This is a genomic window from Chromobacterium sp. IIBBL 290-4, assembly GCF_024207115.1.
Taxonomy (GTDB): domain Bacteria; phylum Pseudomonadota; class Gammaproteobacteria; order Burkholderiales; family Chromobacteriaceae; genus Chromobacterium.
Map to the genome: position 1 here is coordinate 1,076,225 of NZ_CP100128.1, position 18,531 is coordinate 1,094,755.

General features: G+C 63.1%; 22 protein-coding genes and 6 tRNA genes. 11 read left to right on the forward strand and 17 right to left on the reverse strand.

Annotation, left to right across the window (positions count from 1 at the left end):
• Window positions 1-22: 22 nt before the first annotated feature.
• Both NKT35_RS04995 and NKT35_RS05000 read left to right on the forward strand, forming a co-directional pair.
• Window positions 23-1,042: a D-2-hydroxyacid dehydrogenase family protein gene (locus NKT35_RS04995; protein WP_254299415.1), complete on the forward strand. Its 1,020-nt coding sequence runs from the start codon at window positions 23-25 to the stop codon at window positions 1,040-1,042.
• Window positions 1,035-1,559: a cysteine hydrolase family protein gene (locus NKT35_RS05000; protein WP_254299417.1), complete on the forward strand. Its 525-nt coding sequence runs from the start codon at window positions 1,035-1,037 to the stop codon at window positions 1,557-1,559. Before NKT35_RS04995 ends, NKT35_RS05000 begins: the two co-directional genes overlap by 8 nt.
• A 59-nt stretch (window positions 1,560-1,618) precedes the next feature.
• Here NKT35_RS05000 and NKT35_RS05005 read toward each other — a convergent pair whose 3' ends face one another.
• The 3 genes from NKT35_RS05005 to paeA form a co-directional block, all read right to left on the reverse strand.
• Window positions 1,619-3,226, reverse strand: coding sequence for a glycosyl hydrolase family 18 protein (locus tag NKT35_RS05005; RefSeq protein ID WP_254299418.1), 1,608 nt, complete (start codon window positions 3,224-3,226; stop codon window positions 1,619-1,621).
• A gap of 223 nt (window positions 3,227-3,449) precedes the next feature.
• Window positions 3,450-3,698 (reverse strand): hypothetical protein, encoded by a 249-nt coding sequence (locus NKT35_RS05010; protein WP_254299421.1) that lies wholly within the window; start codon window positions 3,696-3,698, stop codon window positions 3,450-3,452.
• A 134-nt stretch (window positions 3,699-3,832) separates the two neighbouring features.
• Window positions 3,833-5,149 (reverse strand): polyamine export protein PaeA, encoded by a 1,317-nt coding sequence (paeA, locus tag NKT35_RS05015; protein WP_254299423.1) that lies wholly within the window; start codon window positions 5,147-5,149, stop codon window positions 3,833-3,835.
• Window positions 5,150-5,299: 150 nt separating this feature from the next.
• On the opposite strand from paeA, the gene NKT35_RS05020 reads away from it, so the two are divergent.
• Window positions 5,300-5,698, forward strand: a complete 399-nt coding sequence (locus NKT35_RS05020; RefSeq protein WP_254299425.1) for an HIT family protein — start codon at window positions 5,300-5,302, stop codon at window positions 5,696-5,698.
• A 1-nt stretch (window position 5,699) separates the two neighbouring features.
• On the opposite strand, the gene NKT35_RS05025 is transcribed toward NKT35_RS05020, so the two are convergent.
• A complete protein-coding gene (locus tag NKT35_RS05025) occupies window positions 5,700-7,349 on the reverse strand; it encodes a methyl-accepting chemotaxis protein (RefSeq protein ID WP_254299427.1) in 1,650 nt (549 codons plus the stop codon).
• A 181-nt stretch (window positions 7,350-7,530) separates the two neighbouring features.
• Between NKT35_RS05025 and NKT35_RS05030 the strand changes: the two genes are divergently transcribed.
• Window positions 7,531-8,370: a sulfurtransferase gene (locus NKT35_RS05030; protein WP_254299429.1), complete on the forward strand. Its 840-nt coding sequence runs from the start codon at window positions 7,531-7,533 to the stop codon at window positions 8,368-8,370.
• A gap of 264 nt (window positions 8,371-8,634) precedes the next feature.
• Here NKT35_RS05030 and NKT35_RS05035 read toward each other — a convergent pair whose 3' ends face one another.
• Complete coding sequence (locus NKT35_RS05035; RefSeq protein ID WP_254299431.1) at window positions 8,635-9,231, reverse strand: alpha/beta hydrolase; 597 nt, start codon at window positions 9,229-9,231, stop codon at window positions 8,635-8,637.
• A complete protein-coding gene (locus NKT35_RS05040; protein ID WP_254299432.1) occupies window positions 9,231-10,007 on the reverse strand; it encodes an exodeoxyribonuclease III in 777 nt (258 codons plus the stop codon). The genes NKT35_RS05035 and NKT35_RS05040 overlap by 1 nt, the downstream gene beginning before the upstream one ends.
• Window positions 10,008-10,080: 73 nt before the next feature.
• Here NKT35_RS05040 and pyrE point away from each other — a divergent pair, with 73 nt between their 5' ends.
• Window positions 10,081-10,725: an orotate phosphoribosyltransferase gene (gene pyrE, locus NKT35_RS05045; RefSeq protein ID WP_254301347.1), complete on the forward strand. Its 645-nt coding sequence runs from the start codon at window positions 10,081-10,083 to the stop codon at window positions 10,723-10,725.
• A gap of 106 nt (window positions 10,726-10,831) precedes the next feature.
• Here the strand turns inward: pyrE and NKT35_RS05050 are convergent, their stop codons facing one another.
• Window positions 10,832-11,161, reverse strand: coding sequence for a hypothetical protein (locus tag NKT35_RS05050; RefSeq protein WP_254299434.1), 330 nt, complete (start codon window positions 11,159-11,161; stop codon window positions 10,832-10,834).
• 181 nt (window positions 11,162-11,342) lie between these two features.
• Between NKT35_RS05050 and kdpA the strand changes: the two genes are divergently transcribed.
• Complete coding sequence (kdpA, locus tag NKT35_RS05055; protein ID WP_254299435.1) at window positions 11,343-13,148, forward strand: potassium-transporting ATPase subunit KdpA; 1,806 nt, start codon at window positions 11,343-11,345, stop codon at window positions 13,146-13,148.
• A gap of 2 nt (window positions 13,149-13,150) precedes the next feature.
• On the opposite strand, the gene NKT35_RS05060 is transcribed toward kdpA, so the two are convergent.
• The 9 genes from NKT35_RS05060 to cutA form a co-directional block, all read right to left on the reverse strand.
• Window positions 13,151-13,534, reverse strand: a complete 384-nt coding sequence (locus NKT35_RS05060) for a YbaN family protein (RefSeq protein ID WP_254299436.1) — start codon at window positions 13,532-13,534, stop codon at window positions 13,151-13,153.
• The gene (locus NKT35_RS05065; protein ID WP_254299438.1) at window positions 13,531-14,112 is read right to left on the reverse strand and encodes a biliverdin-producing heme oxygenase; all 582 of its coding nucleotides are present in this window, start codon (window positions 14,110-14,112) and stop codon (window positions 13,531-13,533) included. The genes NKT35_RS05060 and NKT35_RS05065 overlap by 4 nt, the downstream gene beginning before the upstream one ends.
• A 187-nt stretch (window positions 14,113-14,299) precedes the next feature.
• Window positions 14,300-14,375, reverse strand: a tRNA-Lys gene (locus NKT35_RS05070).
• 23 nt (window positions 14,376-14,398) lie between these two features.
• Window positions 14,399-14,474 (reverse strand) — tRNA-Lys (locus tag NKT35_RS05075).
• A gap of 34 nt (window positions 14,475-14,508) precedes the next feature.
• Window positions 14,509-14,584: transfer RNA gene (locus NKT35_RS05080), tRNA-Lys, on the reverse strand.
• 37 nt (window positions 14,585-14,621) lie between these two features.
• Window positions 14,622-14,697: transfer RNA gene (locus NKT35_RS05085), tRNA-Lys, on the reverse strand.
• A gap of 30 nt (window positions 14,698-14,727) precedes the next feature.
• Window positions 14,728-14,803: transfer RNA gene (locus tag NKT35_RS05090), tRNA-Lys, on the reverse strand.
• A 35-nt stretch (window positions 14,804-14,838) separates the two neighbouring features.
• Window positions 14,839-14,914, reverse strand: a tRNA-Lys gene (locus NKT35_RS05095).
• A 123-nt stretch (window positions 14,915-15,037) separates the two neighbouring features.
• A complete protein-coding gene (gene cutA, locus NKT35_RS05100; RefSeq protein WP_254299439.1) occupies window positions 15,038-15,388 on the reverse strand; it encodes a divalent-cation tolerance protein CutA in 351 nt (116 codons plus the stop codon).
• 1 nt (window position 15,389) lies between these two features.
• Here cutA and NKT35_RS05105 point away from each other — a divergent pair, with 1 nt between their 5' ends.
• Window positions 15,390-15,845, forward strand: coding sequence for an FxsA family protein (locus NKT35_RS05105; protein ID WP_254299441.1), 456 nt, complete (start codon window positions 15,390-15,392; stop codon window positions 15,843-15,845).
• On the opposite strand, the gene NKT35_RS05110 is transcribed toward NKT35_RS05105, so the two are convergent.
• Window positions 15,839-16,135, reverse strand: a complete 297-nt coding sequence (locus NKT35_RS05110) for a DUF167 domain-containing protein (protein WP_254299443.1) — start codon at window positions 16,133-16,135, stop codon at window positions 15,839-15,841. The genes NKT35_RS05105 and NKT35_RS05110 overlap by 7 nt on opposite strands.
• A 76-nt stretch (window positions 16,136-16,211) precedes the next feature.
• Between NKT35_RS05110 and NKT35_RS05115 the strand changes: the two genes are divergently transcribed.
• From NKT35_RS05115 to NKT35_RS05130, 4 genes are all read left to right on the forward strand, one after another.
• Window positions 16,212-16,676: a Dps family protein gene (locus tag NKT35_RS05115; RefSeq protein WP_254299450.1), complete on the forward strand. Its 465-nt coding sequence runs from the start codon at window positions 16,212-16,214 to the stop codon at window positions 16,674-16,676.
• A gap of 87 nt (window positions 16,677-16,763) precedes the next feature.
• Window positions 16,764-17,600: an energy transducer TonB gene (locus NKT35_RS05120; protein WP_254299451.1), complete on the forward strand. Its 837-nt coding sequence runs from the start codon at window positions 16,764-16,766 to the stop codon at window positions 17,598-17,600.
• A gap of 106 nt (window positions 17,601-17,706) precedes the next feature.
• Window positions 17,707-18,084 carry a VacJ gene (locus NKT35_RS05125; RefSeq protein ID WP_254299453.1) on the forward strand — a complete coding sequence of 126 codons (378 nt, stop codon included), beginning with the start codon at window positions 17,707-17,709 and terminating at the stop codon, window positions 18,082-18,084.
• Between the two features lie 28 nt (window positions 18,085-18,112).
• Window positions 18,113-18,526 (forward strand): acyl-CoA thioesterase, encoded by a 414-nt coding sequence (locus NKT35_RS05130; protein WP_254299455.1) that lies wholly within the window; start codon window positions 18,113-18,115, stop codon window positions 18,524-18,526.
• The last annotated feature ends 5 nt before the right edge of the window (window positions 18,527-18,531 follow it).

An 18,531-nucleotide genomic window follows, 5' to 3' on the forward strand; every position in this document is an offset into this window, starting at 1 on the left:
AATTTCCAGCCGGACGGCCCACATGCCTTCTTTTATTCTGATTCCCGACGATTACCAGAACGCCGCCGCGCTGCTCCAGACCGACCCTCGACACCCCTGCAAAAGCCTGGGCGACTTGTCCCGCATGCCGGACGGCAAGCGACAGCTGGCCGAAGCCCGCGCCCTGATCCTGATCCGCGAACGCACCCAGGTGGATGCGGACTTGCTCGCGCAGATGCCCCATCTCAAGCTGATCAGCCAGACTGGCAAGCTGGCCCGCAATATCGATATCGATGCCTGCAGCCGCGCCGGCGTGGCGGTGGTGGAAGGCAGCGGTTCGCCGCATGCGCCGGCGGAATTGGCCTGGCTGCTGATCATGGCGGCGCGGCGGCGGCTGGCGGAAAACCTGGCCAGCCTGCGCGCCGGCCATTGGCAGGGGCCGATAGGCCAGGCGGTGCGCGGCCAGACGCTGGGGATTCTGGGTTTCGGCAAGATAGGCAAGCTGGTAGCCGGCTTCGGCCGCGCCTTCGGCATGGAAATTCTGGTATGGGGCAGCGAACGCGCCCGCGCAGAGGCCTTGGCGCTGGGCTACCGCGCGGCGGCCTGCCGCGAGGCCTTTTTCGCCGAGTCCGATGCGCTCAGCCTGCATCAACGGCTGCTTCCCGCCACAGAAGGCAATGTGACACAGGCGGATCTGCTGGCGATGAAACCGACCGCCCTGCTGGTCAATATCAGCCGCGCCGAGCTGATCGCGCCGGGCGCGCTGGAAGCGGCCCTGGACGCCGGCCGCCCCGGCTTCGCCGCCTTGGACGTATTCGAGCGAGAGCCCATCTATCAGCCTGAGCATCCACTGCTGAACCGTCCCAATGTGCTGTGCACCCCGCACCTGGGCTATGCCGAGGAAGCCAGCTACCGCCAGTATCTGGACATCGCCTACCGCAACGCGGTCCGCTTTTTCGACGGCGATGCCTCCCATGTGCTGAACCCGCAAGCGCTGAATGAAGATTTCATGCCGCAGGCTCCGCCTGACGGCCGCACCCACTCAGGAGAAAACCATGGCTGACACCGCCCTGCTGATCATCGATGTCCAAGTCGGCGTCGTGGAAGGCGACATCCGCGCCGCCCGGCTCGACAGCGTGCTCGACAAGCTCAACCTCGCCATCGCCAAAGCGCGCCAGCGCGGCATTCCGGTTATTTTCATCCAGCATGAGGGGGGCGACCTGCCGCATGGCTCCGATGCCTGGCAGCTGCATCCCAAGCTGGATCGCCAAGCCGGCGACGAGGTAGTTTCCAAACGCTTTAACGACAGCTTCTGCGACACCAATCTGACTGCAGCGCTGACTGCCCATGAGGCGAGCAAGCTATGGATAGGCGGCGCCCTCACTGACTTCTGCGTAGACAGTACCTTGCGCAACGCTATATCGCGCGGCTTTCAAGTCACAGTCATCGCCGACGGCCACACCACAATCAGCGCCTTCACCCTCAGCGCGGAACAGGTGGTCGATCACTTCAATGCCGCCTGGAGCCACACCAGCGCCACGCCCAAACCGCTGCTCGTGTTGCCCGCCGCAGAGCTGTGAGCCCGTCGCGCGGGAAATGAAAAACGGCGGGATATCCCGCCGTTTTCATATGCCTGAGCTTACTGCTTCTTGGCTGCCTTGGCCTTGGCCGCCGCACGCAGCCTGGCCGCCGTCGCCGCGTCCTGCCTTACTTCGGCGCTGGTCTTCAGCAGCGTCGCCTGGGCATCGTCGCCGTCCAGGGACCAGCTGAACACGCCGCCAAGCTGCTGCGAGCGGACATAGTCCAGCTTGCCGCGGATGGTGGCCGGATCATCGTAACTCCAGAACTCGTTGCCATCGTAAGTCCACAGCTGCTTGGCTACCGGGCTGTTGAACTGCTTGGCGTTGCGGTTCACCAGCACGCGGTAGTCCTCGATGCCCTGCTCATACGTGCCCTTGGCCGGCCCCGTCGCCACTTGATACAAGCCATCGCCGTTCGCGCCCGCCGCCACGCCGGTCCAGCCGCGTCCGTAGAACGGCAGGCCGACGTTGATCTTGGCGCGCGGCACCCCGGCCTTGACCAGCGTTTGCACCGCGTCGTCTACGTCGTAATAGACTTGATCGCCGGTCACCGGCGCGGCCGGATCGCGGTAGAGGTTGGATTGGAAGTTGGTCGGTCCCTTGGCTTCCCAACCGCCATGGAAGTCGTAGCTCATCACGTTGATCCAGTCGAGATAGCCGCTGTATTTGTCTGGCTCGGTATTGCGGATCTTGTCCACGCCGGAACCGATGGCCGCCGTCAGGTAGTAGCGGCGCTTGTTGGCGGTGGACAGCGCGTTGAGCTGGTTGCGGAACTCGGCCATCAGCAAGGTGAAGTTCTGCTTGTCGTTGGGATCGACGGTATTGGTCGGCAGGCCGCCGCCGCCCGGGTATTCCCAATCGATGTCGAAGCCGTCGAACACGCCTAGCGCCGCGCCTTGGCCGCCAGCGCTTTCACCCAGCGGCAGATTGCCCTTGATATAGAGGTCGATGCATGAACTGACCAGTGTTTTGCGGCTGGCGTCAGTGGCGGCGAATTGGCCGAAATTCTTGGACCAGGTCCAGCCGCCCAAGGAAATCAGCACCTTCAGCTGCGGGTTGGCCAGCTTGAGCTTGCGCAATTGGTTGAAGTTGCCGCGCAGCGGATCGTTCCAATTGTCGCCCTTGCCGTCCACCGATTCGTTGGCGGCGAAGGAGCGCTGATAATCCGCCCAGGCGTCGCCGCCGTCGCCATTGCCGTTCTCCGCCTTGGTCACCATGCCGCACTGGCCGTTGGCGTAGACATTGCCGAAGGCGTAATTCAAGAAAGTAAGCTGTTTGGCGCCGCCGGACTGAGACAGATTGAATACCTTGTAGTTGCGATCGTAAATGCCCCACTGGGTAAAGTACGAACCCACGTTGCGGCCTACGGTAGGCGTCGGCTCCGGCGGCACGCCGTTGCCCGGCTGGCTGGGATCGCTAGGCGTGCCCGGCGTACACTCGCTGGCCGGACGTTCCTGCCAGGCGCCCCACTGGCTGCTGCCCGGCTGCTCGCCCTGGGTCCACCAGCTGGCGCGCCAGGTCTTGCCGCTGAAAGTGGCGTAATCGCCGGCGTTGTAAACTTGGCTGCCGCTCCACGGCGAGCAGCTCGGCGCGGCGTAAACCGCCTGGGTCAACACGAACGCGGCGCCGATGGCCAACAAGGCGCGCGACAACGGAAAATGCAGCATGGTGGTTCTCCTCTTGTTCGATGAAACAGCCGTTTGCTTTCAAGCACTGCAATCGCCGACATGAAAATATCATGTGGTATTACATTGGTATCAGCATCGAATATCCACGATGGAATACAAGAAAAGAATTTCCCGTCTGTCATTTAGTACAGTTAATGAGCATGCTGAAAATAAAAAAGGAGGCTTGCGCCTCCTTCTCTCACATCCCGGGTTGACCAGGGCCTCAAGCGGCCTTCTTGGCGTGGTGATGCTTCTTGTGATGGTGATGATGCTTGGCGTGCTTCTTGGCCGATTGCGCCTTTTGCGAGGCCGGGGCGGAGCTGGCCTTCTTCGGGTGGTGCTTCTTGTGATGCTTATGATGCTTGGCCGGAGCGGCGGCTTTCGCGGCCGGGGCGGAAACGTCGGCGGCGTAGCTGGCGACAGAGGTCAGGCCGAGCGCGGCGGCAACGAGAAGGGCGGTCAGTTTTTTCATGGTCATCTCCAGAATCCGAGGCTTGGGTTGCAGTCTGCGGCTGCTGCGAGCCGCTTCCTTGAAATCATCTTAGGCAGGCTGCCTTACCCGGTCTGTGAGCCATGTGTAAGCGGGTGTAACCAATCGTAATATCGTCAACGCGCAGACTCTTCGCTGGCCGCTACCGGCGGAATCAGCGTCACCAGCAATTGGTCGATGCGGTAATTGTCGATGTCCACCACCTCGAACTTGTAGCCTTCGAACTCCACGCTGTCGGTGCGCTTGGGAATGCGGCGCAGCATATACATCATGAAGCCGGCCACCGTTTCATAGTTCTCGTCGTCGGGGAAGGCGTCGATATCCAGCGCCCGCAGCACGTCCTCCACCGGCGTCGCGCCGTCCACCAGCCAGGAGTGGTCGTCGCGGCGGACGATCTGCTCTTCCTGAAACTGGCTGACCAAGTCGCCCATCACGGTGCTCATCAGGTCATTGAGCGTGATCACGCCCACCACCAGCGCGTATTCGTTCATCACCACCGCGAAATCCTCGCGCGAGGCCTTGAAGCGCTCCAGCAGCTCGGACAGCGTCAGCGAGTCCGGCACGATCAGCACATTGCGTATCGTCAGCTCATGCTTGATCGACAGGCTTTGCTGATTCACCAATCGCATCAGGATGTCCTTGGAATCGACATAGCCGACCACCGCGTCCACCACGCCGTCGCAGACCAGAAACTTGGTATGCGGATGGCCGGCGATCTTCTGCTTGATGCTGGTCTCGTCTTCCTGCAGCGTGAAATAGATGATGCTGTCGCGGCCGGTCATCGACGACGGCACGGTGCGGCTTTCCAGCTCGAACACGTTCTCGATCAGATGGTGCTCTCTCTGCTGCAGCACGCCGGCCTCGGCGCCGGCGTCCATCATTGCCAGCAGATCGGCCGGGGTCAGGTCTTCCGGCCGTGCGGTGGGCACGCCGAACATGCGGAAAAACACATTGGCGAGGCCGTTGAACAGCCACACCAGCGGGCGGAACAAGGCCACGCAGAACATCATCGGCCGCACCACCAGCAAGGCGACGCGCTCCGGCGCCACCATGCCCAGCCGCTTGGGCATCAGGTCGGCGAACAATACGAACAAGGCCGTGACGCTGGCGAAGGACAGGATGAAGCTCAAATGCTCCACCCAGTCACCCGGCGTGATCAGATGCAGCAGCGTGGCGAAGTAAGGCGTGAACGCCGCCTCGCCCAGAATGCCGGCGAGGATGGCGACGGCGTTGAGGCCGATCTGCACCACGGTGAAGAAATGGCCGGGCTGCTCTTGCAGCTCCAGCACCCGCTCGGCGTTGGTATTGCCTTCCTCCACCAGCTGCCGGAGCTTGATCTTGCGCGCGGCGGCCAGCGAAATTTCGGATACCGAGAAGAAGGCGCTGGTGGCGATCAAGATGGCGATGACGAGGAGACTGTTGACGAAACTCACGATGTTTCCCGAGCGGATTATGTTTTCGGAATGCGCGCCGGCATGCCCGCATGCAGCCGGCGGCTTTTGTCAGTATAACAGACGCGCCGCGCGGCCCCCGGAGCGGCTACCGGCGTAGAATCGGCAGATAGTATCGAGAAGGCGACAAACATGACTTGCGAATTGTGTCAGAGCCCCAAGGGCGACACGCTGTACCAGGATGACAAGCTTCAAGTGCTGCTGGTGGACGAGGCCGGCTATCCCGGCTTTTGCCGCGTGATCTGGAAAACGCACGTGGCCGAAATGACCGACCTCGCGCCCGCCGACCGCGCCCACTTGATGGACTGGGTCTACCGCACCGAAAGCGCCCTGCGCGCCGTGATGCGGCCGGCCAAGATCAATCTGGCCAGCCTCGGCAATATGGTGCCGCACCTGCATTGGCACGTGATTCCGCGCTTCGCCGACGACGCGCACTTCCCCAGCCCGATCTGGGCCGCGCCGCGCCGCGAAGGCGCCGATCACGGCCGGGCGGATCTGGCCGCGCAATTGCGCGCCGCACTAGCCGTCTGAATCAAGCGGTGCGGAAGCGGCTGATGGCCTGATCCAGCCCATGCGCCAGCTGCGACAGCTGCTGCGCCATGCCGGACGAGGCCTCCACCGATTGGCCGTTTTCCACGCCCATGCTGGCGATGCGCTCCACGCTGCGCGCCGCCTCGTTGCTGGCCGTGCCCTGCTCGCGCATGGCCGAGGCGATCTCGCTGGTCTTGTCCAGCAAGCTGGCCGACAAGGTCTGGATCTGCTCCAGCCGGGCGGTGACCTGGCTGCTGAGCTTCACGCCGCTGTCCACCCTTTCCGCCGCCTCGCGCATGCTGGCCACCGCCGTTGCGGTATCGCCCTGCACGGCTTGGATCTTGCCGGAAATCTCGCCGGTGGCCTGTGCCGTGCGTTCGGCCAGTTTTCTGACCTCGTCCGCCACCACGGCAAAACCGCGACCCATTTCGCCGGCGCGCGCCGCCTCGATGGCCGCGTTCAAGGCCAATAAATTGGTCTGCTCGGCGATGTCGTGAATCACTTCGACGATATTGCCGATTTCATCAGAGCGTTGGTTCAGGCTGTCGATGATGGTTTCCGACTCACCTATCACCCGCGCGATTTCGCTCATCTCGCGCGCCGCCTCGCCGGCCACCTGGCTGCCGCCGACCGCTTCCTGCATGCTGCTCTTGGCTTCGCTGGCCATTTCCGCGGCGTGCTCGGCCACCAGATTGATGCTGACCGTCATCTCTTCCACCGCCGCGGCTGTGGAGGACGAGGCGTCGGTCTGCTGGCGCGAAGCTTCGGCGATGCGCTGCGACACGCCGGACAAGGACGCCGCCGTATCATTGACCTGCGCGGAGTCCTGGCGGGTGCGTTCGATGAAGCCGCGCAGATTGCCCAGCAATTGCGCCAGCGCGCGGCCGGTTTCGCTGACTTCGTCGCGGCCGTTCTGCTCTATCGTCACCGTCAGGTCGTTGTTCTCCGCCGCATGGCGCATCCGCTCCTGCATGGAGTCCAGCGGCTTGGTGATGGAACGGGAGATCACCCAGGCGAGCCCCGCGCCGACGCCCAGCGACAACACCAATACCGTCGCCAAGAGCTGGATCGTCCGCTGCATCGACGCCATCATGGTGTCCTCGGCGTCTTTCGCCGTATTGTCGGCCAGCTCGGTCATTTTTTTCAGCGCGTCTCTGGCCGCGTACAGCTTGGGTTTGAACGGAATGATGCCGGCGTCGCCGACATTGGCCGCGGTGATCTGGCCTTTCTCGATCTTGCCGTATAGATCGGCCATGCCCTGAGCGTAGCCGTCCAGACCGGTCAGCACGCCGTCGAACTCGGCCTGATGATCCGCCGCCATCGCCATCCCTTTGGCCTGGGTAGTCTGCTGGCGCAGCTTGGCGATGCTCTGATCCAGCGCCTGTTTGTTGGTCTGGATGCTTTGATCGGTATTGGCCGGATTGCCGATGCTGATGAAGATGTTCTTCTCATCCTGGCGGATCTGCATCATCGTCCGCTGCATGCTGTCCAGCTGGTGGCGGAAAGCGATCTTGTCGGCGAACAAGGTTTTCAGCTCATGCTGAACGCCATCCATGACCCACCAGGCGCCGCCGCCCACCAAGAACAAAGCCAACAGCAGGCTTCCCGCCAGCAATAAGATCCGCTGGCTGATATTAAACGCATTTAACATAAACTTCCCCGATTCACAGTCTGTTTTAGATTTATTCATCCATGCTTCACAGCATGGATACTGGACAGCATACTCTTATATAGTCTCTATTCGAATGATCAATGTTAACGTTCTAGCATACTTGCCAGACGACACGCGCAGCCGTTAGGCTGGGGCTTTGCCTCGCCCGGATTCACACATCATGTACAACACGCTGATTTCCGCCGCGCAGCTCGCCGCACTGGGCCGCGCCGATTGCATCGTGCTGGATTGCCGTTTCCAGCTGGACAACGCCGACTACGGCCACGCCGCCCATGCCGCCGGACACATTCCCGGCGCGCACTACCTGCATCTGGATTACCACTTGTCGTCGAGCAAGAATGGCCGCAACGGCCGCCACCCGCTGCCGGATGGCCAACGGTTGGCCGTGGATCTGGGCGCGCTGGGCGTGGATGAAAACACGCAAGTCGTCGCTTACGACGACGGCGCCGGCCAATACGCCGCGCGCGCCTGGTGGCTGCTGCGCTGGCTGGGGCACGACAAGGTGGCGGTCTTGGACGGCGGTCTGAAGGCCTGGCAGGAAGCCGGTTTGCCTATCGACGCGGAAACGCCGACGCGACGTTCGCGCCGCTTTCCCATTCGCGCCTCATTGGCCGGCTCGGTAGACGCCGACGCGGTGCTGGCCAATCTGGACGCCAAGGCGTTCACGGTGGTGGACGCGCGCAGCAATGAGCGCTTTCACGGCATAGGCGAAACCATAGATCCGGTCGGCGGCCACATTCCCGGCGCGGTCAACCGCTTCTTCATGAACAATCTGGACGCCGGCCAGCGCTACAAGCCGGCCGAGCAGCTGCGCGCGGAGTGGCTGGCCTTGCTGGGCGAAGATTTCGATCCCGCCGCCATCGTCCATCAATGCGGCTCCGGCGTCACCGCCTGCCAGAACCTGCTGGCGATGGAAATCGCGGGATTCCCAGGCAGCCGGCTGTATCCCGGCTCCTGGAGCGAATGGTGCAGCGACCCGGCGCGGCCGCTAGAGCGCTGAAGGCATTGCAAGCCCTTCGCCTATTGCGGGAGAGGGGTGGTTTGTCAACAATCTGAGGCGGAACGCCCACGAGCGGGCTTAGGTCCTACCGGGCCGTTTCCGCGGCGCGACCGCCGCCGCGGACCCGCTGTCGGTCAGCGACCCGCCATTGTGCTCAAATCGCTCGTAGGGCGGATGCCCCGCCTGCGGGGCCATCCTCCATCATGTGCTATCCCGCTCCGTGCCCAGCCATGGCGGAACGCCCGGTAAAACCGGGCTTCCGCCCTACCCTAGAATCAATCGCTGCAGCAGGCTTTGTCCCGTCGGCCAACTGCCCAGTCCCGCCAGGCTGCCCATATGGCCGCAGCGGCCGGCGTCGCAAAACTGCGCGCCCCAGGCTTCGGCCATCCGTTTCGCCTCGGCCAAGCCGCAATAGGGATCGTCCTGGCTGGCGGCGACGATGGCAGGCACTGGCAGCGTATGCGGATAAGCCGCCTCGAAACCGGCGAAATCCGGCAAGGGCGCGCCCTCGGGCAGCTCGCCGCCGGCGCGGGCGGTTTCCGGCAAGATAGGCAAAGCCGGCGGCGCGACCAGCAACACGCCCTTCACCCGGCGCTGCTCCGCCAGAGACGCCTGCAGCAGCCAGGCCACCGTCGCATGGCAGCCCAGGCTGTGCGCGGCGATGACCAGCCGGCCGGGAATATCGGCTATAGCGGCGGACAAGCCCGCCACCCACGCCTCTCGCGCCGGATACAGCCAATCCTGCTGCACAACCCGACGCGCCAAAGGGTAGGTCAGCTCCCAGCGGCTCTGCCAATGCGCGTCGCCGGAATTGCCCCAGCCCGGCGCCGTCAGCAATACGACATCATCGTCGTCCCACATCACAGGGGCCGGCGGTAATCGACGATCAGCGGCGCGTGGTCGGAGAACTTTTCATCCTTGTAGACGCTGGACGATTCGGCCAACTCCATCAACGACGGCGTGACGATGTGGTAATCGATGCGCCAGCCCACATCCTTGGCGTATGCTTGGCCGCGGTTGCTCCACCAGGTGTAGCCGGGCGCCTCCGGGTACAGATTGCGCCAGACGTCGCGCCAGCCGACGCGGCCCAGCAAGTCGGTCATCCAGGCGCGCTCTTCCGGCAGGAAGCCGGAATTCTTCAGATTGCCCTTCCAGTTTTTCAGGTCGATCTCGTTGTGAGCGATGTTCCAGTCGCCGCAGATAACGATGTCGCGGCCTTCCGCTTTCAGCTTTTCCAGGTGCGGCATGAACACGTCCAGAAAGTCGAACTTCACCTGCTGGCGCTCGTCGCTGCTGGAGCCGGACGGCAGATACAGCGAGATCACCGACAGCTTGCCGAAATCCAGCTGCAGGAAACGGCCCTCGGCGTCGATCCAGTCCACGCCCAGCCCTTCCACCACCGCATCCGGCTGATGGCGGGTATAGACGCCGACGCCGCTATAGCCTTTTTTCTCCGCATAATGGAAATAGCCGGCCAGGCCGTCCGGATTGCGCATCCGGTCCGACAGGTCGCCGGCCTGCGCTTTCAGCTCCTGCACGCAGACAAAATCGGCCTGGATGGTGGCCAGCCAATCGAAGAAACCCTTTTTATCGGCCGAGCGGATGCCGTTCAGGTTGGCGGAAACGATACGAAGCATGGTGTCTCCCGTGCTATGCTTGCGGCGATTTTTTCAGCCGTTCAAACAGTTAACGATTCAAGAAGGAGGAATGATGAGCGATTTCCGTCAGGATTTCATTCGTTTTGCGCTGGACATGCAAGTTTTGAAGTTTGGCGAGTTCATCACCAAGGCCGGCCGCAAGTCGCCGTACTTCTTCAATGCCGGTCTGTTCAACGACGGCCTGTCCACGCTGAAGCTGTCGCGCTTCTACGCCCAATCCATCCAGGCGAGCGGCGTCGAGTTCGACATGCTGTTCGGCCCCGCCTATAAAGGCATCATCCTGGCCGCCGCCGCCGGCATGGCGCTGGCCGAACAAGGCCGCAACGTGCCCTTCGCCTACAACCGCAAAGAAGCCAAGGACCACGGCGAAGGCGGCACCCTGGTCGGCGCGCCGCTGAAGGGCAAGGTGCTGATCATAGACGATGTGATCTCCGCCGGCACCTCGGTGCGCGAATCGGTGCAGCTGATCCGCGCCGCCGGCGCCGAACCGGCCGGCGTGGCCATCGCGCTGGACCGCATGGAGCGCGGCCAGGGCGAACTGTCCGCCGTGCAGGAAGTGGCGCAGCAACATGGCCTGCCGGTGGTAGCCATCGCCACGCTGAAAGACCTGCTGGGCTTCCTGGAGCACAGCCCGGAACTGGCCGCCCACCTGGACGCGGTGCGCGCCTATCGCGCCGAATACGGCGTCAACGACTGACCAGCTGGATGGCCGGACAAGTCCCGCCGCCACGGCGCGAGGACGACACCGGCCTGTCCGTTCCGGCGTGGCGGAAACCCTCCGCCGCCGCTGGGCCGCCCCTGGACTACTGGCCGCTGTCCTTGCGCTGCCACGCCTGATTCAGGCTGTCCGTCGCCTGCTTCAGCGTTTGCTGGGCCGCATCGCGCGCCGCGTTGGCTGCGGCAAGATCGGCAGTAGCCTTGTCCAGCGCGGCCTGCGCGCCCGCCAGGCGCTGCTCCGCCAATTGCTTGGCGCTCTCCGCCTCCTTGACCTTGGCCTCAGTCGACCGATCCTGACCTTGCGCCTGCTGGAATGCCATTTGCGCGGACAGCAATTGCTCATCCGCGGTTTGCGCCCACGCCGAAGCGCCCGCCAGCGCCGCCAACAGCGCGGCCCCTCTCAATGCGATCTTCATCGCGAGTCCCCTTTGCTATGCAAGATAGCGCGATTATGCGGCATCCCGCCTATTGATGACATTCTTACATCGCCTCGCCACATTCTTAGCGGACTTTGATATCGGCTTGCCTACAGTGAGGGCCGAAAAGGGGAAGGCCTAGCCCCTCCCCGCCCAAACTTCCGTGAATGCGAGAGAAGACATGCTGATACACGCACTTTGGCAATATCTGCCCTTCCTGCTGGTATTGCTGGCGCTGATCAAACCGGCCGGCATCTATATGCAGCGGGCGATGGAGGGCCAACCGCCGCTGTTGGGCCGTCCCGGCCGTTGGCTGGAGCGGCGCTTATACCGTTTGGCGGCGGTGGACCCGGGAGAGGAGATGGACTGGAAACGCTATGCCATCCATCTGCTATTGTTCCAACTCATCGGCGCGCTCTTCCTCTATTTTCTGCAACGCTGGCAAGCCTGGCTGCCTTTCAATCCCCAAGCCTTCGGCGCCGTCGGCCCCGACACCGCCTTCAACACCACCGTCAGCTTCGTCAGCAACACCAGCTGGCAGGGTTATGCCGGCGAAACCACCCTCAGCCATCTGTCGCAGATGATGGGCATCAATGTGCAAAGCTTCCTGTCCGCAGCCAGCGGCATCGCCGTGATGATGGCGCTGGTGCGCGGCCTCACCCGCCAGAGCGGCAAAACGCTGGGCAATGTCTGGGTGGACCTGACCCGCGCCACGCTTTACATTTTGCTGCCGCTGTCTTTCGCGCTGGCGATGATCTTCGTCCAGCAAGGCATGCCGCAAACCTTGAGCGCGGGCATTAACGCCCACACGCTGGATACTACCCATTACAGCGTGCCGCTATTGGACAAGGCCGGCAATCCGGTGAAGGATGCACATGGCCAGCCGCAGATGCAGCAACTGAGCAGCAAGCAGCAGTTCCTCGCCTTGGGACCGGTCGCCTCGCAAGAGCCGATCAAGATCATGAGCGGCGACGGCGGCGGCTTCTTCAACGCCAACTCCGCCCACCCTTATGAAAACCCGACGCCGCTGAGCAATTTCCTGGAAATGCTGACGCTGCTGATCCTGCCCGCTGGCCTGTGCTACACCTTCGGCCGCATGGTCGGCGACACGCGCCAGGGCTGGACCATCGTCGCAGCGATGAGCTTGATGATGACGCTGGGCGTGGCGGTGTGCATGAACCAGGAACAGATGGGCAATCCGCTGCTGCCTGCCCACATGGTGGATCAGGCCTTCGGCCCGCATCAGACCGGCGGCAATATGGAAGGCAAGGAGGTCCGTTTCGGCGCCGCCGGCTCTGGCCTGTTCGCGGCGGTGACCACCAGTTCCGGCGACGGCGCGGTCAACGCCATGCACGATTCCTTCATGCCGATAGGCGGCATGGTGCCGATGGTGTTGATGCAGACCGGCGAAGTGGTGTTCGGCGGCCCCGGCGCCGGCATCTACAGCATCGTGATCCACGCCATTCTGGTGGTGTTCATCGTCGGCCTGATGATAGGCCGCGCGCCGGAGTATCTGGGCAAGAAGATAGAGGCGTTCGAAACCAAGATGATGGCCATCGTGCTGCTCTTGGTGCCGATTCTGATTCTGGTGCAGTCGGCGATCAGCGTCAGCACCGCCGCCGGCTTGGCCGGACTCGGCAATCCCGGCGCCCATGGCCTGAGCGAAGTGCTGTATGCCTACACCTCCGGTGCCAACAATAATGGCAGCGGCTTCGGCGGATTGTCGGCCAACACGCCGTTCTACAACATCATGCTGGCCATCGCCATGTGGTTTGGCCGTTACGGCGTGATCGTGCCGGTGCTGGCGCTGGCCGGCTCGCTGGCCGGCAAACCGCGCCGCGCCCCCGGCGCCGGCACCCTGCCCAGCCACGGCCCGATGTTTGTGCTGCTGCTGATCGCCACCATCGTGCTGGTGACGGCGCTGACCTATCTGCCGGCGCTGGCGCTGGGGCCGATCGCCGAACACATGACGCTGGTCGTCCGCTAAGGCTAGGCCGGCCGCGAAGGCCGGCTCAGCAAATACACCAGCACAGACAGCTCGATCGCGGCCACCAGCCACGGCACCCAGTGCGGCGGCCGGGACAGCAGCAAGGCGACAAAGCCTATCCCCATGCCGAAAGCGGCGAAGCACTTGGCCTTGACCGGCACCACGCGCTGCTCGCGCCAGCGCCTGAGGCCCGGACCGTACTTGGGATGCGCCAGCAGCTTGGCTTCCAGCCGCGGCGACGACTTGCTGAAACAAGCCAGCGCCAGAATCAGGAAGATGGTGGTGGGCATCACCGGCAACACGGCGCCGATCACGCCCAAGGCCACCATCAGGCAGCCGCCCGCCAGATACAGCCAGCGCACGGCGGGATGACGGGCTTCGTTCAAGCGTACACCTGATCCAGATGCGCGTTCATGCAGGCGAAGGCGGATACGGCCCCGGCAGTGACGCGGGCTTCCGATTCCTCGTCCAGCATCAGGCCATCCAGCGCCGAAGTGAAGGCGCGCCAATGGCGGGCGCGGCCATCCGGATGGCCGGCCAAGTGGCGGGCGCCGAACTTCTCATCCAGACCCAGCTTGTTGGCCAGCTTGTACAGGATGGCTGCGCCGAGCTTGGAGCCCTCCACCACGTAGAGCCAGCCCATGGCGGTGGCCACGTCCAGCTGGCTGCTGATCGGCGCCTCGGCCAGTTGCGGCAGCGCGCGGCCCAGATCGCCCATGTCGGCGGCGATGCTGACATAGCGGCGGCGCTCGGCCAGGTCCGGGAACAGCTTGGCCAGTTCCGGGTTGTCGTACAGCGCGTCGGCATCGCGCAGAAAGCGGTATTGCGCATCCAGGAAGCGCGCGTAGTTATCGCGGCTGGCGAAGGGCTGGTTGGCCATGATGCGCTGATCCAGCTGGTCGTGGGTGGCGTGGGTGCGGGCTTTCAGATCCTGGGTGCGGGTAGTTTCGGCAACAGCGCTCATATTCTTTTCCTGTCTTGCAAGCATCGCGCAGCGATGCAAATGATTATGATAACGATTTCTATTTGCAATGAACAGGTCAAATGGCCAATGAAAACGGTCGCGGAGGCCATTTCATGCCAAAAGGAAGCGCGTTTCGGAGAGGGAAAAGCAAAAGGCCCGGCGTAAAGCCAGGCCTGATGCAAAATTCTGGTGGGTCGTGCGGGACTCGAACCTGCGACCAACGGATTAAAAGTCCGCTGCTCTACCAACTGAGCTAACGACCCGAGGGTTCTGCGCATTTGAGGGATGGTGGGTCGTGAAAGATTCGAACTTTCGACCTACGGATTAAGAGTCCGCTGCTCTACCAGCTGAGCTAACGACCCATCGTAACGCAATGCGGAGTGTGTGCAGGAGGGCTGGTGGGTCGTGAGTGACTCGAACACTCGACCTACGGATTAAGAGTCCGCTGCTCTACCAACTGAGCTAACGACCCATCCCGAAACTGCACGGAACTGCGAGGCAAACTTGACTGGTGGGTCGTGCGGGACTCGAACCTGCGACCAACGGATTAAAAGTCCGCTGCTCTACCAACTGAGCTAACGACCCGCACAAGGTACGGCGCGCATGTCTTGAGGATGGTGGGTCGTGAGTGACTCGAACACTCGACCTACGGATTAAGAGTCCGCTGCTCTACCAACTGAGCTAACGACCCGTCCGGGACATGCTGCTATTCTATCAAGTTTTCTCTGGTGGGTCGTGCGGGACTCGAACCTGCGACCAACGGATTAAAAGTCCGCTGCTCTACCAACTGAGCTAACGACCCAACGAGAGCTCGCAACTATAATGAAACCCTTCAGTCCAGTCAAGCTGTTACGCAAAAAAATTATCGTATGCTGTTACAGCCGGGAACGCGCGCCCGGAGGCCTTGTCCTACCCGCTGGCGAATTTATCCGCCATCGGCGCTTGAAAGCGTCTGCTCCGATACCCATCTCAAGTAAGCGGGCAAACCGCGCGATAGCGGCAGGGCGACGATTTCCGGCACATCATAAGGATGCAGCGCCGTCAGCCGCGCCTCTAGCGCCGGATAAACGCCCTCGGTGGTTTTGATCAGCAGCGGCACCTCCTCCGCCTGTTCCACCCGGCCCTGCCAGCGGTACACTGAGCGGCACGGCGCCAGGATGTTGACGCAGGCGGCCAGGCGCTCGGCCACCAAGGCCTCGGCCAGCCGGGCGGCGCTATCCGCGTCCGGCGCGTTGCTGATCACCAGTAAACATTGTTCAGATGGAAAAGAATTCAAGATGCGCGCACTCCCTTTGCTGTTGCTGCTCTACCCTTTCGCCGAAATCGCCACCCTGGTGGCGCTGGCCGGCCGCATCGGCGGTTTCGCCGTCTTCCTGCTGGTGATGCTATCGTCCTTGCTGGGCCTGTGGATGCTGCGCAACCAGAAGCTCGGCGCCTTGCTGACGCTGGGCAGCGTGATGCGCCAGGGCGACAAGGTCTCGCTGTACTCTCTGCTGTGGCCGCTGCGCTATGCGCTGGCGGGCTTGCTGTTCCTGCTGCCCGGCTTGTTGAGCGACGTGTTCGCCATCTTGCTGCTATTGCCCTTCAAGGGACCGGACATCTCGCTGGGCGGCCGCGCCGCCGGCCCGATGGGCCCCATGGGTCCGGCCGGCCAGAATGGCGGCAGCGACATCATCGAAGGCGAGTATAGCCGGGTGGACGAAACGCAGCCGACCGACCGCCGGCTTCACTGAAGCTGAAACAAGCCCAGCACCGCGGCTTCATCCAGCGCGCAGGCGATTTCCACCACCTTGTGGCGGTTCTTGTCGCCGCTGAGCAAAACGACATCGCGCTTGGCCACATCAAAGCGGTCCGCCAGCCAAGCCAGCAAAGCGGCGTTGGCCTTGCCGTCCACCGGCGGGGCCGCTAGCCTGATCTTCAGGCAATCGCCATGCTCGCCGGCCGGCTCGGTTTTCTTCGCGCCGGGCTGGACATGCAGGGTCAGCCGCACCGCGCCGTCGCGGCAGGTCAACCAGGGTTTCATCGCCATTTTCCGTCAAAAACGGAGAGTGTAGTTCAAAACGCGGCCAGGCAGCACCGCCGCAAACTGGAGCTTAGATATGGATATCGGCATCAATGAGCAAGACCGCCAGGAAATCGCCCATGGCCTGTCTCGCCTGCTGGCGGACAGCTATACCCTGTACCTGAAGACCCACAACTTCCACTGGAACGTGACCGGGCCGATGTTCAACACCCTGCACCTGATGTTCGAAACCCAGTACAACGAGCTGTCGCTGGCGGTGGACGCCGTCGCCGAGCGCATCCGCGCGCTGGGCCACTACGCGCCAGGCAGCTATGCCGACTACGCCCGCCTGACCGCCATTCCGGAAGCCTCCGGCGTGCCCAAGGCCGACGACATGATCCGCCAGCTGGTGGAAGGCCACGAAACCCTGTGCCGCACTGCCCGCAGCGTGTTTCCGGTGGTGGAGCGCGCCGGCGACGAGCCGACAGCCGACCTCTTGACCCAGCGCCTGCAAGTGCACGAAAAAACCGCCTGGATGCTGCGCAGCCTGCTGGAAAAGTAAGCCGCGAAACCGAGCCGAACGCCGCGCCCCGCCGCGGCGTTTTCGCGCCGGGAACATGCTACACTCCGGCAAAGTCCGGAATACGCCATGGCAGACCTTCAGCACCGACCCCGCCCCTCTCCATCCAGCAACGCCACCCTGTGGCTGATGGCCGGCGTGTCGCTATTGCTGCACCTCTCCCTGCTCAGCCTTGCCGGCATCCGCTTTTCCGCCCCGCCGATAGCGCCGGCCAACGATGACCAGATCAGCATCCGATTGCAGCGCCAGCCCGCGCCCGCCCCGCCCAAAGTGGAAAGGCTGGCGGATAGCGACAACCAAGGCTCCGGCAATACCGCCGCCCCCAAACAGCTGCTCAGCCGCAGCGCGCCGCAACGCCAGGAAAAAACCGAATCCGTCGAACCCGGACGCGAGCCGCAGCCGGCGCGGCCCATTACCCGTTCCGAACCCGCGCCCGCCGTCGCCGCGCCGACGCCATCCAATATCAACACCGGCTCGCTGCTGGCGCAGGTCGGCGCGCTGTCCAGGGCCGGCGACAATGCCGCCATCGACAGCAACCAGGAAACCGGCCGCGACGGCAACCGCCTGGGCGACACCGCGCGCGGCTATGTCTGGGCCCGCTATCAGGCCGACTGGCGCCTGAAGGTCGAAAAGATAGGCAATTTGAACTATCCGGCCGAAGCCAAACGCCAGGGCCTGCACGGTTCGGTCACCCTGGAGGTGACGCTGAGCGCCGACGGCAATCTGCAAGGCATGCGGGTGTCGCGCTCCTCCGGCAGCCAAGTGCTGGACGAGGCCGCGCAGCGCGTGGTCGAACTCTCCTCGCCTTTCGCGCCTTTCCCGCCGGGCTTGTCGGGACGCTACCCCTCGCTGCGCCTGAGCCAGAAATTCGTCTTCACCCGAGACAATCTCTTGTCGAGTCACTGACCTTGGCCGACGGACATGTGAAATACGCGCCGGCGATGGGCCGGGCACCGCCGGCTCCTGTAGAATCAAGCCCATTCACTTTGTCCGCCGCCCGAAAGGAAGCATCATGTTTGAAGTCAACCGCAGCCTGGCGCTGCTGCGCCCGCAGGGCCCGTTTCTCGCCTGGCTCAAAAGCCTGCCCGGCGGCATCGACCCGCAGCTGACGCTGGAGATGCTGGGCGCGGACTGCAATGCGATGCTGATTCCGGCAGCCGACGACTACGACAGCGCGCGCGATTTCGTGTTGTCGCGCTACCGTCAGCTGTTCGAAGCCGAGCTGGCCGACTGGTGCGAAGACGCCAGCCTGTGGCCGCAGAAGCTCACGCCCAATTTGTTCCAGCAATGGTTCAAGCTGGAAATCCATCCGGTGCTGACCGATCTGGCCGAAGAGCCGCTCGAGCGCGAGGCCTTCTCGCCGCTCGACCTCGACGGCGGCGCCGACTAACGCTGTCTACCACCAAGAGGGGAAACACATGGCGCATCACACTCGCATCAAGGTTCGCGGCTACCATCTGGACCTGTTTGGCCACGTCAACAACGCGCGTTATCTGGAATTCCTGGAAGAAGCCCGCTGGAGCCTGTTCGAGGCGCAAGGCAACCTGGACAACTTTCTGAAATCCGGTCTGGCGCTGGCGGTTGTCAACATCAATATCGACTATCGCCAACCGGCGCTGATGGGCGACGAGCTGCTGATCGAAACCGGCGTCAAGTCCATAGGCAACCGCAGCGCGGTGATCCATCAGCGCGTGCTGCAAGAGGCCAACGGCAAGGTCGTGGCCGAGGCCGATGTCACCTTCGTGATTTTCGACGCCAAGCAGAACAAGGCCCTCGCGCTGGAAGGCGCTTTGAAGGAACAGCTGGAACAGATGGCCGCCTACGCGGTCTGATCTCT